The sequence below is a fragment of the Rhodonellum psychrophilum GCM71 = DSM 17998 genome (assembly GCF_000381545.1).
GTDB lineage: Bacteria > Bacteroidota > Bacteroidia > Cytophagales > Cyclobacteriaceae > Rhodonellum > Rhodonellum psychrophilum.
This window is the reverse complement of the sequence record NZ_KB906673.1, coordinates 95,533-108,314: the sequence shown is the minus strand read 5'-3', so window position 1 is coordinate 108,314 and position 12,782 is coordinate 95,533. Positions and strand designations below refer to the sequence as shown.

At 42.0% G+C, this 12,782-nt stretch carries 14 protein-coding genes; 10 read left to right on the top strand and 4 right to left on the bottom strand.

All coding sequences use genetic code 11. The annotated features are described in order from the left end of the window. Positions 1 to 34: 34 nt before the first annotated feature. The 4 genes from F824_RS0100590 to F824_RS0100575 all read left to right on the top strand — a co-directional run bounded on the left by F824_RS0100590 (position 35) and on the right by F824_RS0100575 (position 1,998). A complete protein-coding gene (locus tag F824_RS0100590) occupies positions 35 to 742 on the top strand; it encodes a YebC/PmpR family DNA-binding transcriptional regulator (protein ID WP_019595892.1) in 708 nt (235 codons plus the stop codon). Positions 743 to 783: 41 nt separating this feature from the next. Beyond that, a complete protein-coding gene (gene yjjX, locus F824_RS0100585; protein WP_019595891.1) occupies positions 784 to 1,356 on the top strand; it encodes an inosine/xanthosine triphosphatase in 573 nt (190 codons plus the stop codon). A gap of 89 nt (positions 1,357 to 1,445) precedes the next feature. Beyond that, positions 1,446 to 1,760: a thioredoxin family protein gene (locus tag F824_RS0100580; protein WP_019595890.1), complete on the top strand. Its 315-nt coding sequence runs from the start codon at positions 1,446 to 1,448 to the stop codon at positions 1,758 to 1,760. Beyond that, positions 1,741 to 1,998: a DUF6952 family protein gene (locus F824_RS0100575; protein WP_026333404.1), complete on the top strand. Its 258-nt coding sequence runs from the start codon at positions 1,741 to 1,743 to the stop codon at positions 1,996 to 1,998. Before F824_RS0100580 ends, F824_RS0100575 begins: the two co-directional genes overlap by 20 nt. Positions 1,999 to 2,069: 71 nt before the next feature. On the opposite strand, the gene F824_RS0100570 is transcribed toward F824_RS0100575, so the two are convergent. Continuing rightward, positions 2,070 to 3,056, bottom strand: a complete 987-nt coding sequence (locus F824_RS0100570; RefSeq protein ID WP_019595888.1) for a hypothetical protein — start codon at positions 3,054 to 3,056, stop codon at positions 2,070 to 2,072. Between the two features lie 73 nt (positions 3,057 to 3,129). On the opposite strand from F824_RS0100570, the gene F824_RS0100565 reads away from it, so the two are divergent. From F824_RS0100565 to F824_RS0100545, 4 genes are all read left to right on the top strand, one after another. After that, the gene (locus F824_RS0100565; protein ID WP_019595887.1) at positions 3,130 to 4,044 is read left to right on the top strand and encodes a M28 family peptidase; all 915 of its coding nucleotides are present in this window, start codon (positions 3,130 to 3,132) and stop codon (positions 4,042 to 4,044) included. Positions 4,045 to 4,117: 73 nt separating this feature from the next. Beyond that, positions 4,118 to 5,896 carry a chloride channel protein gene (locus F824_RS0100560; protein ID WP_031327007.1) on the top strand — a complete coding sequence of 593 codons (1,779 nt, stop codon included), beginning with the start codon at positions 4,118 to 4,120 and terminating at the stop codon, positions 5,894 to 5,896. A 443-nt stretch (positions 5,897 to 6,339) separates the two neighbouring features. Beyond that, positions 6,340 to 6,849, top strand: a complete 510-nt coding sequence (locus F824_RS0100550) for a TlpA family protein disulfide reductase (protein WP_019595885.1) — start codon at positions 6,340 to 6,342, stop codon at positions 6,847 to 6,849. A 10-nt stretch (positions 6,850 to 6,859) separates the two neighbouring features. Beyond that, positions 6,860 to 7,459, top strand: a complete 600-nt coding sequence (locus F824_RS0100545) for a thioredoxin family protein (protein ID WP_022582157.1) — start codon at positions 6,860 to 6,862, stop codon at positions 7,457 to 7,459. A 128-nt stretch (positions 7,460 to 7,587) separates the two neighbouring features. Here the strand turns inward: F824_RS0100545 and F824_RS0100540 are convergent, their stop codons facing one another. From F824_RS0100540 to F824_RS0100530, 3 genes are all read right to left on the bottom strand, one after another. Next, positions 7,588 to 8,943 carry an FAD-dependent oxidoreductase gene (locus F824_RS0100540; RefSeq protein WP_026333402.1) on the bottom strand — a complete coding sequence of 452 codons (1,356 nt, stop codon included), beginning with the start codon at positions 8,941 to 8,943 and terminating at the stop codon, positions 7,588 to 7,590. Positions 8,944 to 8,969: 26 nt separating this feature from the next. Continuing rightward, a complete protein-coding gene (gene kynU, locus F824_RS0100535; RefSeq protein WP_019595882.1) occupies positions 8,970 to 10,256 on the bottom strand; it encodes a kynureninase in 1,287 nt (428 codons plus the stop codon). Positions 10,257 to 10,397: 141 nt separating this feature from the next. Then, complete coding sequence (locus tag F824_RS0100530) at positions 10,398 to 10,910, bottom strand: 3-hydroxyanthranilate 3,4-dioxygenase (protein ID WP_019595881.1); 513 nt, start codon at positions 10,908 to 10,910, stop codon at positions 10,398 to 10,400. Between the two features lie 154 nt (positions 10,911 to 11,064). On the opposite strand from F824_RS0100530, the gene F824_RS0100520 reads away from it, so the two are divergent. After that, on the top strand, positions 11,065 to 12,057 hold the full coding sequence (locus tag F824_RS0100520) for a dipeptidase (protein WP_019595879.1): 993 nt from the start codon (positions 11,065 to 11,067) through the stop codon (positions 12,055 to 12,057). Between the two features lie 101 nt (positions 12,058 to 12,158). Then, positions 12,159 to 12,773: a hypothetical protein gene (locus tag F824_RS0100515; RefSeq protein WP_019595878.1), complete on the top strand. Its 615-nt coding sequence runs from the start codon at positions 12,159 to 12,161 to the stop codon at positions 12,771 to 12,773. Positions 12,774 to 12,782: the final 9 nt, after the last annotated feature.

The following is a 12,782-nucleotide window of genomic DNA, read 5'->3' as shown; positions in this document are numbered from 1 at the left end:
TTATTAATTTTGTCAGTAATAAATTAAAGCGAACATGGGAAGAGCATTCGAGTTCAGGAAAGAACGAAAATTCAAGCGGTGGAATAAAATGTCTAAGGTGTTTACCCGTCTTGGAAAAGAAATCGTGATGGCGGTGAAAGCCGGAGGGCCCGATATTTCCAATAATTCAAGGCTGAGGACCATTGTGCAAAATGCCAAGGGTGCATCGATGCCGAAGGACAGGATTGAGGCGGCTATCAAAAGAGCCTCCAACAAGGACGAAAAGGACTATGAAGAAATCGTATATGAAGGCTATGGTCCATTTGGGATCGCCGTCATCATAGAAACCTCTACCGACAATACCAACAGGACCGTTGCCAATATCAGAAGTTACTTTGCCAAGGCAGGTGGCTCACTGAGCACTTCGGGTTCGGTAAGTTTTATGTTTGATAAAAAGGCTGTTTTTCGATTTTCACAAAACGGTTTGGACATCGAGGAATTGGAGTTGGAATTGATCGATTATGGACTGGAAGAAATAGACGAAAACGAAGGGGAAATTTTTGCCTATACCTCCTTTGAGAATTTTGGCAACATGCAGCATGCCCTGGAGGAAAGGAAAATAGAGGTGATCAATGCCGATTTCCAATGGTTTCCGGCTACCACGATGGAACTCACGCCAGAGCAAGAGGAAGAAATCAATAAAATGATTGAAAGAATTGAGGAAGATGATGATGTCAATCAGGTTTTTACCAATATGACCTGATTTGAATCCGTTTTTTCATACTAAAACAATTTCCGATTAAAATGATTTATCCCAAAAGAAAAAACATCAAAGAAGAAACCAGGCATCGACTCGTGATTGTGGGAAGCAAAAACCCAGTAAAAATCAGTTGTGCAGACAAGGCTTTCCATGCCGCTTTCGACACGGCGTTTATTGTGGAGGGAGTCAATGCAAGTTCCGAAATCGAAGATCAACCCTTTGGTGATGAGCAGACCTACTTAGGGGCCAATAATAGGGCAAAAAATGCCAAGAAAATCTTTCCGGAAGCGGATTTTTGGGTTGGAATAGAAGGTGGAATTGAAGAAAAAGAGGGGGAAATGTCCGCCTTTGCCTGGGTGGTGGTATTGGATAGAGATGACCGGATGGGTAAGGCCAAAACAGCTGTCTTTTTCTTGCCTGCAGTCATTTCTGATTTGGTCAGAGGGGGACTGGAACTTGGTGCTGCCAATGACCGTTTTTTCCAAGAAGAAAATTCTAAACAAGGGGATGGCGCTGTGGGTTTACTGACCAATGGAGCGATCAATCGGAAGGAATATTATAAACAAGCCGTGATTTTGGCACTGATCCCATTTTTGAATGAACCGCTCTACCCTTAGATTTGACAATCGCAGATAGATAGTTTCAATTAGAAAGTATAAGGAATAGATTTTACCTTTGCATCAAGAAATCAGCATAAAACACACATATGTTACAGGAATTAGAAATTGACAATTTACAGGAAGTTGTAAATGAAAACGAATTGGTTGTCGTGCAATATGGTGCCACTTGGTGTGGAAATTGCCGCATCATGAAGCCAAAGTTCAAGCGTTTGTCTGGAGATCATGAGAACATAAAGTTTTTGTATGTGGATGCAGAAAAACTTCCAGAGTCAAGAAAACTGGCTCAGGTGACTAATCTGCCAACTTTTGCATCATTCAAAGGAGGTAAATTAGTAAACCAAACACAAACCAACAAAGAGGAAATCCTAAAAACACTGATCGATGAGATTGCCAATAATTAAACACGTCTTGGGTTTCATTGAATCCAATGACGAAGACTGGGTAGAGGAGACGATCGACCTGCTGGAAAACATGACAGAAATTGCATCTCTCAAGGATGAGGAACTGGAAGTGATGGGAGAATTGATCTCTAATCTATATGGTTCTTTGGAGGTCAATAAAATGATCAAGGGAGGTATGGACAAGAAGGAAGCATTGAATGCCTTTATGAAAAGAGTCACTGGTTCCATTGACAAATAAAACAGTAAGCAAAGGTTGTTTAATCACCCGTTAATTTAATCAATGCTTAATTAGGGTTCCGATATGGAACCCTAATTTTTTTTCAGGTTTTCCAAAAACTGACGCAAAGCAACTTGGGCATTGGGATGGGCATCCCATTTTGGACCGATATAATTTTCATTTCTGACCAAAAAGCGGATGTAATATTTGACCACAATACCGGTTTTTTCTTCAATGTTTTCTACTTCCAAGCCCATACTTTTCATCAAATCGCCTTCCCGAGCTTCTAACCGCATCAGGAGGAATTGGACCCTATTGGCAATCAATTCGGCATCTGTTCTGTATTCGGTAAGGTATTCCACTTGGTTGGAATAGTGATTTTTTAAGATGCTTTCAATTTCCCCTTTCTCTGCATTTTGCTCCGCCAGAACCGTTTCTGGGGATTTGCCCAACAAATCATACCGGAAAGTACTCAAAAAACCTTCTTCACCCACAGCGCCAGTAAGCGGAACACCCAGCTTGAAGACCTCCAGATTCAGTGGGTTTTTGGCAATAAAACCTTTGGCAGTAGTCAGGCCTTCTGAGGAATTTGGGAATTCAGGGACCTCCAAGACTAAGTAATTTTTGCTGGGATTGGATTTACCAACATTTTCCAAGGTTGTCGAAAGTTCCTCAAGGGAATTTGCTGCGGTGCTCCATCCGCCGGAATTGGAAACGATGTTTTTGTTCTTTGTAAATGGGGTAATATTCAAGACCAATTCTCCGTTTGCTTTTCGGGTAAGGAGGATGATATTGGCCACCTTTCTTTTGGAAAATGCATCACCATAGCCAGCCTGCACTTCGCCGGACAAGGCGATGTCTTCCAACTCATAATACCCGATGGGGTCAGCGCCTGCCGCCACCAGTGGCGAATGGATTTTCTCAGAAAGCATTTTCCAGTCCATAGAAGGTTGAGCCTGAGGTGAATTTGAAATCAATACCACCGATTTACCGTCAAAAAAACTTTCAGGGAGCATGTTTTGACCATTAGCTTTGTGGAACAGAATCAATACAATGATAAATGCTGAAATATATTTCATGATTTTTGGGATCGGACTAGGGAAACCTTACTAATTTTACGAATATACACAACGAGTGATTAATTCTTTCCATATGAAAAACCCAATCAAATTTCTTTCCTTTCTCATCTGGTTGATGCCTGTAGCCTTGTTGGCACAGAGTATCGATGGGAAGACCGTTCTTCAAGACATCCAATACCTTTCAGGGGACCAATTGGGAGGTAGAAAAACGCTTTCGGAAGGAAATCTCGTTGCCCGGGAATATATCAAGGAACGTTTCAAGAGCCAAGGCCTCCATTCCCAATTTTCGGATTTCACCCAATTTTTTAACTTTAAAAATGAAAGGGAAGGAAAATTTTATGAAAATGCTGCCAATATCGTTGGTTTTATGCCGGGAAGTGAAACGGACAAACTCATCGTGGTCATGGCCCATTACGATCATATTGGTCAAACAGACGAGGTCATTTTCAACGGTGCAGATGACAATGCCTCTGGAGTTGCAGCCTTATTGTCCCTATCTGAATACTTTTCCAAAAACAGGCCGATGCATTCCATGATGTTTGTCGCCTTGGATGCCGAAGAAATGGGGCTTCAGGGTGCCAAAGCTTTGGTGAACGATTTTCCATTTCCCATCGAACAAGTCGTACTCAATATCAACATGGATATGATCAGCAGAAATGACAAGAACGAATTGTATGCCGTCGGCACCTATCATTATCCAAAGTTGAAGCCAATTCTTGAAAAAGTTTCCCAAGGAAAATCCCCCAAACTGATGCTGGGCCATGATCAGCCCAACACCGGTTTCGAGGACTGGACCATGTCCTCCGACCATGCGTTATTCCACAAAAATAATATCCCTTTTATCTATTTTGGTGTTGAGGATCACCAGGATTACCACCAACCCACAGATACTTTTGAAAATATTCACCCGGAATTTTATTTGGGAGCGGTTCAATTGATCTTGGATGCCTTGATCGCATTTGACAAAGAATTGATACCTTTAAAATAAAAGGAATAAGCAGGTTGTTTTGAATTAAAAGAATTGAAATTGTTGATCATAAAAATTAATCGATTTATAGGTTTTGCCTAAAACAGACATCATTACGCGTCTTTTGATTTGGCGGCTTAAAAACATAAGCACCAAAAACTTTGTCTTGATCCTGAGCGGTTTGGTGGGGATTCTTGCTGGTTTTGCTGCTGTGATTTTAAAAGCAACCGTACATGCCATCCAAACCTTTCTAACCCAAGACTTTAATCAGGAATACGCCAATTTTTTCTACATCATCTATCCTTTAATAGGGATCTCCCTAGCCTATTTGATCGGAAATTATGTTTTGAAGGATGTTGGGGGGCATGGTATTCCAGAATTATTGTACAATATTTCAAAGAAGAGCAGCTTGATCCCGAAAGTCAAAATGTACAGTCGGGTGATCACCTCCGCCATTACGGTTGGTTTCGGAGGTTCTGTTGGTTTGGAAGCGCCCATTTTGGTTACAGGTTCTGCGATAGGGTCCAACTTCGGAAACCTGATGCATCTCAATGCCAAAAAAAGAACCCTGCTGATAGGTTGCGGTGCCGCAGGGGCTATTTCTGCCATCTTTGGGGCGCCTATTGGCGCCGTCATTTTTGCCATTGAGGTAATCTTGATGGAGGTAAGTGTAGCGAGTTTTATCCCCTTATTGATAGCCTCGGTGGCAGGATCCCTTACTTCGATGCTGCTCCAGGGTAAGGATGTGATGTTTACATTCAATCTTTCGGATAATTTTTTGGCTGCCCATACTCCCTATTATCTTTTACTGGCGATCATGACAGGGTTTATTTCCCTTTATTTCAGCAGAGCCGTATTTAAAGTGGAGCGTTTAATGGAACAATTCGATGAGCCTTTCTTAAAACTCCTTTATGGCGGGGCTTTTTTGGGCTTGATCGTCTTCTTTTTTCCCTCCATTTATGGGGAAGGTTACGAGACCCTTTATGCGTTGATTGAAGGCGAACCACAGCGCATCTTGGCCAACAGTCCCTTTTTCGGAGAGTATTCCAATCCTTATTTCATCATCACTGTCTTGGTTTTGATTATTTTTCTTAAGCCAATCGCGGCTGCCGTTACTATCGGAAGTGGGGGAAGTGGCGGTATTTTTGCCCCCTCTCTGTTTGTGGGTGGCATTGCCGGTTTCCTATTTGCCTATACCTCCAATTTATTGGGGTTTCCAATTCCTTTGCCAGTGGCCCATTTCACCCTAGTGGCGATGTGCGGGGTGATGAGTGGGGTCCAGCATGCCCCCTTGTCGGCCATCTTCTTGATAGCCGAAATTACCGGTGGATATGAGCTTTTTGTGCCACTGATGTTGGTCTCTGCGATTTCTTTCATTACCACTTCTTACTTTGATAAGGACTCCCTTTATAAAAAGCAATTGATGGACAAGGGTAGGTTTCTTCCCGAATCCAAGGACGAGGAAGTATTGGATCTCATCGATATCCGAAAATTGATCGAGAATGATTTGTTCCCCATTTTACCGAATGCAAGTTTGGGAGAACTTTGCGATTTGGTCAAGTTGTCCCGTCGAAATATTTTTCCTGTAGTCGGGGAAGACGGGGTTCTCAATGGGATCATCACCTTGGACGATATCAGGGATATCATGTTTGATCCCGAAAAACAGGAAACCACCAAGATCAGTCAATTGATGCACAGTCCTCCTGAAGTCATACTCCTCCATGAAAATATGCAAATAGTGATGCAAAAGTTCGAAAGATCCGGAGCGTGGAACCTTCCCGTACTGCAAGACGGGAAGTACCTTGGCTTTATTTCTAAGTCTCGTATTTTCAATGCATATAGAAAACGTTTAATAAGACAAAACCAAGAATAGAGAAAAAGAAATTTTATGCTCTTTCATTGATTTATCCACCATCCTGAAAACCAATAAATCAGTATGATTCTCATTTTCAGTTGTTTATCCACAAAATTGGCTAAATGTAATCGGCCTTAAGTTATTGATAATCAAATAGATAAGGCTTGTTTTTTTTGGGCGTGTGGATAACTTTCGATAAATGTGGATAAATAACCCTTGCTTTTTAATAACCTTATTAGGGGCCTGATTTTTAGGTTTTTGATTTTCTTTCAAACCCTTTTTTACTAGAATCGTAGACCATTACAGGTGATAAAATTCCTGTTTAAGAAAATAAAATTTTGAATTTTTTTCGCTTTGGACTTTACTGATGAAAATTATTTCCATTGCCTAAATTTTGGGATTTGTAATGTCTTGTTGTTTATTTAAAAAACACAAAAATCAAAATAAAAATCATATTCTAAATGAAACCAATCCCAAAAATTTCTGTCTTTGCCTTCATTTTGTTTGCTGCATGGATCAGTACAGCCAGTGTTTGGAAAGCAGATGGTTTCAAGGTTATTGATTTCGATGAATTTGAATCCATTACCAAAACCCCCTCTGAGAAAATCCGCATGTTTAATTTTTGGGCCACTTGGTGCGCGCCTTGTGTCAAGGAAATGCCCGATTTTGAGAAAGTAAATGCGCAGGATCCAGAGGTAGAGCTGATGTTCATTTCTTTGGATGATGGTAATAAAACCCAAAGGGTACAAGAATTTATCCAGAAAAGAGGGATTAAGGCCCCGGTTTTCCTTTTGGACGATGTGGATTACAACAAATGGATTGATAAGGTTTCTTCGAATTGGTCGGGTGCCATTCCGGCAACATTGTTTATCAGCGCGGATGGCACTAGATTTTTTCATGAAGGAGAGCTCAATGAAAAGCAATTGAAATATTTGATCAAAAAAATAAAACAAGGGCATAATGAAAAATAAAACGATATAAATGTTGGGCTGTTTCTTGTGGATTGGGATTTCTTTTTCCACCCAAGCCCAGGAAAAAGGGTATTCGGTGGGGGATAAGGCTTCTGATTTTGAGCTAAAAAACGTAGATGGCAAAATGGTCTCCCTTTCAGGCTTGAAAGATGCAAAAGGGGCGATCGTCATTTTCTCCTGCAACACCTGTCCCTATGTGGTCGCCTATGAAGACCGGATGATAGCGCTACATCAAAAATATGAATCACTGGGATATCCCTTGATTGCCATCAATCCAAATGATGATAAGGTAAGCCCGAAAGATAGTTTTGAAAATATGCAGAAGAGAGCAAAGGACAAAAACTTCCCTTTTGCCTATGTCCATGACAAAAAGCAAGAAGTGATCAAATCCTATGGGGGAAGCAGAACCCCCCATGTTTTTCTGTTGAGAAAAGAAGACAACGATTATGTGGTCAAATACATTGGTGCAATAGACAACAATCACCAAGATGCCTCCTCGGTGACTGAAAAATATCTAGAAAATGCGCTGGATGCTGTTTTGTCCGGAAATGAAGTGGCTTTAAAAACCACAAAAGCAATAGGCTGTACCATTAAGTGGACAAAGCCCTAACAGAAAAAATGGAGTGATTTCAATTTTTATCCTGCGAAAATCACATCGATGAATTGATCTTCAATACAATTGCCTCCACAACACAAAAAAGCCCCAACTCAAAATTTCGAGTCAGGGCTTTTTTGATTTTATACCGCCTTGGCAGCATCCATTTGATTGACGATGTCTTCGTAATCCAATTTGTCCCAGTTTTGGGTAATCAGGGGATTTGCCATCACTTTGTCCATAATCGCTTCTTGCAATTTACCCTGCGTGTACGCTTCAGAGTAGGGCATATCCGAGAAAGTCACCATTGTGTAAAGCGGTATCCATTCATTTGGAAATAAGCTGTGCAATTTGGCTTCAATTTTCTTTCTCAGGAGAAACTTTGGATCCGCTGTCGCATCCCTCATTTCCACGAAATTCTCCATCGCCAATTTGGAAATGGCGTCGGTATCCGGTTTTCTCATTTTCTGAAATTTTGCAAAAACGAGTTCCCAGGCGTTTGTTCCCAACTTTTCAATCAAACTGTCCAAAATAAAACAATCTTCAAATCCGCAGTTCATGCCTTGACCATAGAAAGGGACCATTGCATGGGAGGCATCTCCTATCAGCATGGCTTGTTTCAAGACCCAGGGATAGCATTCCACATTGATCAAGGCAGATGTTGGGTTGGTAAAAAATTCCTCTCCCAGATTTGGCATCAATTGGTAGGCGTCATCAAAGTAGTTTTTGAAGATACCTTCAACATCCCTTTTATCATTGATTTTATCAAAACAAACCTTTGCGCCTTCAAAGGGCAAAAACAGGGTGCAGGTAAATGACTTGTCAGGATTTGGCAAGGCGATCAGCATGAACATCCCCCTCGGCCAAATATGTAGCGCGTTGGGGTCCATGGCAAATTCTCCCTCTGCCGTGGCCGGAATACTCAGTTCTTTGTATCCATGGGAGATGTATTCCTGTCGGAAATTGAACCTGACCTGCTTTTGCATGGCCATTCTCAGGGAGGAATAAGCTCCATCAGAACCGATGATTACTTTTGAATGAATTTTTTCCGTACCAGTCTCGGGTACTGTAAAACTAATTTCATTGGTCCTTAAGTCAACGGATTCGCATTTATGGTCAAAAAATATTTTCACGCCTTTGTTCTCGGCTTCCTCCACCAAAAGCTGATTGAATTTTCCCCGTGAAATGGAATAGATGGCTTGCTTGTCTTTGCCATAGGGAAGAAAGGAAGTGTTGCCATGTTCGTCATGGATTCTTCGGCCATACATAGGGATGGTCAAAGCCGCGACCTTTTCGGTCATGCCGATTTTCTCCAAAGCTTTCCAGCCCCTGTCACTCAAGGCCATGTTGATGGACCTTCCTTCTTCCTTGTACCCAACTTTTCTATTGTCAGCTCTTTTTTCGTACACGGAAACATCACAGCCTCTTTTTTTCAAGTAAATACTTAAAAGAGAGCCGATTAACCCTGCGCCTAAAATGCTTATCTCATTTTTTTCCATTATTTCTATTTCAATAACTCCCTCAATCAAGCGAATTTCAGGATTGATTTTTCCAATATTTGGGCGAATCTAAATACGTCCAAAAAGCTGTTGTGAAGTGGCGTTGGGGCGATCCTCATTACTTTTGGGTGCCTCCAATCTCCGATGATTCCATTGAGATACAATTCATCAAACACAGCCTTTCCACCTTTATGGACCAACAAAGATAACTGACAGCCCCTTTCCTGTGGGTTTTTTGGCGTAATTATTTCTATTACACCACTATCCCCAGAGATTTGTTGGATTAAAAACTCCAAATATCCTGTCAATAGTTCACTTTTTTCGCGGAGATTTTTTATTCCAGCCCGTTCAAAGATGTCCAGGGAAGATTGATGAGCGGCCAAGGCCAACACATTTGAATTTGCTACCTGCCAGCCATCCGCCCCATACATGGGTTTAAAGCCCTTTTCCATCTTGAAGCGTTCTTCCTCATCATGTCCCCACCAACCTGCAAAACGTGGAAGATCCGGATTTTGGGCATGTCGCTCGTGGACGAAAACACCAGAGACATTGCCAGGCCCTGAATTCATGTACTTGTAACTGCACCAAGTGGCAAAATCAACCCCCCAGTCATGAAGGGACATCGGGACATTTCCTGCCGCATGGGCCAAATCAAATCCTACATTTGCCCCCACGGAATGCCCCGCTCGGGTGATGGATTCCATATCAAAAACCTGACCAGTATAGTATTGCAAGCCTGCCATCATGACCAAAGCCAATTCCTCCCCCTGTTCTTCGATCGCCAAAAGTATATCCTCTGTCCTCAGAGTATGTTCCCCGGGTCTAGGAGCTACTTCTATAATGGTTTTTTCTGGATCCAGCCCATGAAATTTAACTTGGGTTTCCAACATGTACATGTCCGAAGGAAAAGCACCGGCTTCGGTGATGATCTTAAAACGGGTTTTTGATGGACGATAAAAGGAAACCATCAGGAAATGAAGATTGGAGCTTAGGTTGTTCATGGCCACCACTTCGTGTTCGTGTGCACCTACGATTTCGGACAGGGCGGGCTTGGATTTTTTTCTTACATGGTACCAGGCATCTTCGCCCTTGAAATGTCCATCAACAGCCAGTTCTGCCCAGTTGTCCAATTCCCTTTGGATGTATTCCTTGGTGGATCTTGGTTGGAGTCCAAGGGAATTACCGCAGAAATAAATCGCTTCTTTCCCTTCTATTTTTGGAAAATAAAACTCATTCCGGAAATCCTTCAAAGGATCTTCATTGTCCAGTTGCCTGGCGAAGAATTCGGAATACTCGTATTTTATGTCTTTCATATTGGTTTACTCATCTGCCGTTCGAATTTTGAAGGGATTACAAGAATTATATTTGGTCTTAATTATTGAAATCCTCTGCTTTCAAAAAGGATTTTCTGTGTGTTTTGGGAATTCCTTGCGCGAGTCTTATCCCCAGTACCCTTATTTTTCCATCACTGTTCCGCACTTCTTGCATTTCGTATTTTCGGGGTTTTCCCAAAAACGGGCCATGATCGGGGGAAGTTGATTGACGATATCGGTGATTTCCTGATATTCTTCATACAGTTTATTTCCGCAATTTTCACAATGCCAGATAAAACCGTCTCTTTCTCCGGGATTGCGGTAGCGTTCGATCACCAAGCCGATGGTATTGGCAGGACGTCTAGGGCTGTGGGGCGTCCTTGGAGGAAGCAGAAAAATCTCCCCTTTCTTGATCGGAAAATCCACAGGTTTGCCCTCTTCGATGATCTTGAGGACAATGTCACCCTCGATTTGATAGAAAAATTCCTCCCCTTCATTGTAGTGGTAATCCTTTCGGGAATTTGGGCCACCGACTACCATGACGATAAAATCTTTGTTGTCCTTGTAGATTTGTTGATTGCCAATGGGAGGCTTCAGCAAATGGCGATTTTCTTCAATCCATTTCGTGAAATTAATAGGTTTTGAAAGTGGCATGGCCTGTGGTTTTTTGTGAGATTTTTAAAACGGAAAGAAAAGGATTTGATTTCTTCGGGCTATCGCTTAGGGGTATAACTCTTTTCAATGCTAAAAGTATAAAAAAACTGTCATTTTTTGAGTTTCTTTGGTCCTTCAAACAACTGAAGGCAATATGAAACTTCCCATCATTGACACCCATTGTGATTTGCTGTCTTACTTGGCCATCGTGCCCGGCGCAAAAGCCGACAAGGTTGACGATATCGCATGTGCCCTTCCCTTTCTTCAAGAGGGAAATGTCAAAATGCAGGTTTTGGCGATATATACCGACGTGTCTTCTGGAAGCATGGCTTTTGCGATGCTTCAAGCCCAAAAGTACCGGCAGCTGTTGCAGGAATTTCCCAATGGGGTTTGCCAAGCCGATGCGGATTTTTTGCACTCGATAACTGAACAATCGAAGATAGGACTGGTCACCGCCATTGAAAATGCGGCCGGATTGGCCAATGAGCAAGTTCCACTTGAAGCAGCATTTCACCAGCTCGATAATTTGATTGGTATGACGGGAAGAATGGCGTATATCAGTCTAACACATCATACCGAAAACCGATTCGGCGGAGGCAACTACACCGAGGTAGGCTTGAAGGACGACGGAAAAAGACTGTTGGATTACATTTCGGGCAAAAAAATAGCAATAGATTTTTCCCACACCTCGGATGTATTGGCAGAAGGGATTTTGAATCATCTGGAGAAGGAAAATCTGGATGTTCCGATCATTGCCAGCCATTCCAATTTCAGGGAAATCTGGAACCACAAAAGAAACCTGACCGATGAATTTGCCAAGGAAATTATCAAAAGAGGCGGTATTATAGGAGGGAATTTTCTCCGTGCATTTTTGGATAATGAAAATCCCGAAAGGATTTATGAGCATATTCTCCATGGTTTTGAAATCGGTGCAGAAGAGCAGATGTGTTTTGGGGCGGATTTTTTCTATACCAAAAATTTCCCTGACAAATCCCGCTTGCCTTTCTATTTTCCCAATGTGGCGAATGCAGGAAAATACCCCTCCATCCTTGAAAAACTCTCAGAAAACCTCAGCCAGGACCAACTGGAAAAGCTGGCGTATAAAAATTGTCAACGGTTTTTCGGTAATTTATGGAAGAAAGCCTAATGGGATTATTAAAATGGAAAAAAACCATATGGAAATCCATTTATTGATTTTGCCAATTTAGAATTTAAAATAGAGATTCCACATTTGTCCAATCGATAACCATGTCCTCCCATCATTTTGTAAAAGAACAACAGGAGCCCGCACTTTTGATCCTAAAGACAGAAGGGGTGGATTTTGAGCAAATAGCCTCTTTGCTGGAATGGTCGCCCACCGTTTTGGTGGCACAGGACGCGGTTGAGGCGGTGATTTCTTGGGGAATCAAATTGGATGTGGTCTTGGCAGATTTGGATTTTCAAGCAAAAAACAGTCACTTGCTTGAGGAGCAGTATCCCATGAAATTCAGAACAGTAGTACATGGGGATTTTTTGAATGAAGGGATTCAATACCTAAAAGAGACCGAGCATTCGGCGGTAAATGTGGTTGGATTTGACCATAAAGATGTTTTTGGATTGGAGTCCCTTTTGGAGAATTTAGACATTGTCATCATTGACGGACCTATCCGTTACTTTCCAATCAAAAACGGCACGTTCAGAAAATGGTATCCTGAAGGATCCCTTCAGCTTCATGCCCCGGAAAATATGCTTTTGGAAATGAAAACCGGTGAGACGACAGCATTCATCAAGATCAATCACGCCACTTTTGTGGAGGTGGAAGAAGGGTTTTCGAGTTTCCAAGCCAAAGGGGTTTTTTGGATCGGGGAGTTCATGGTTGGTTGATGAAAAAGT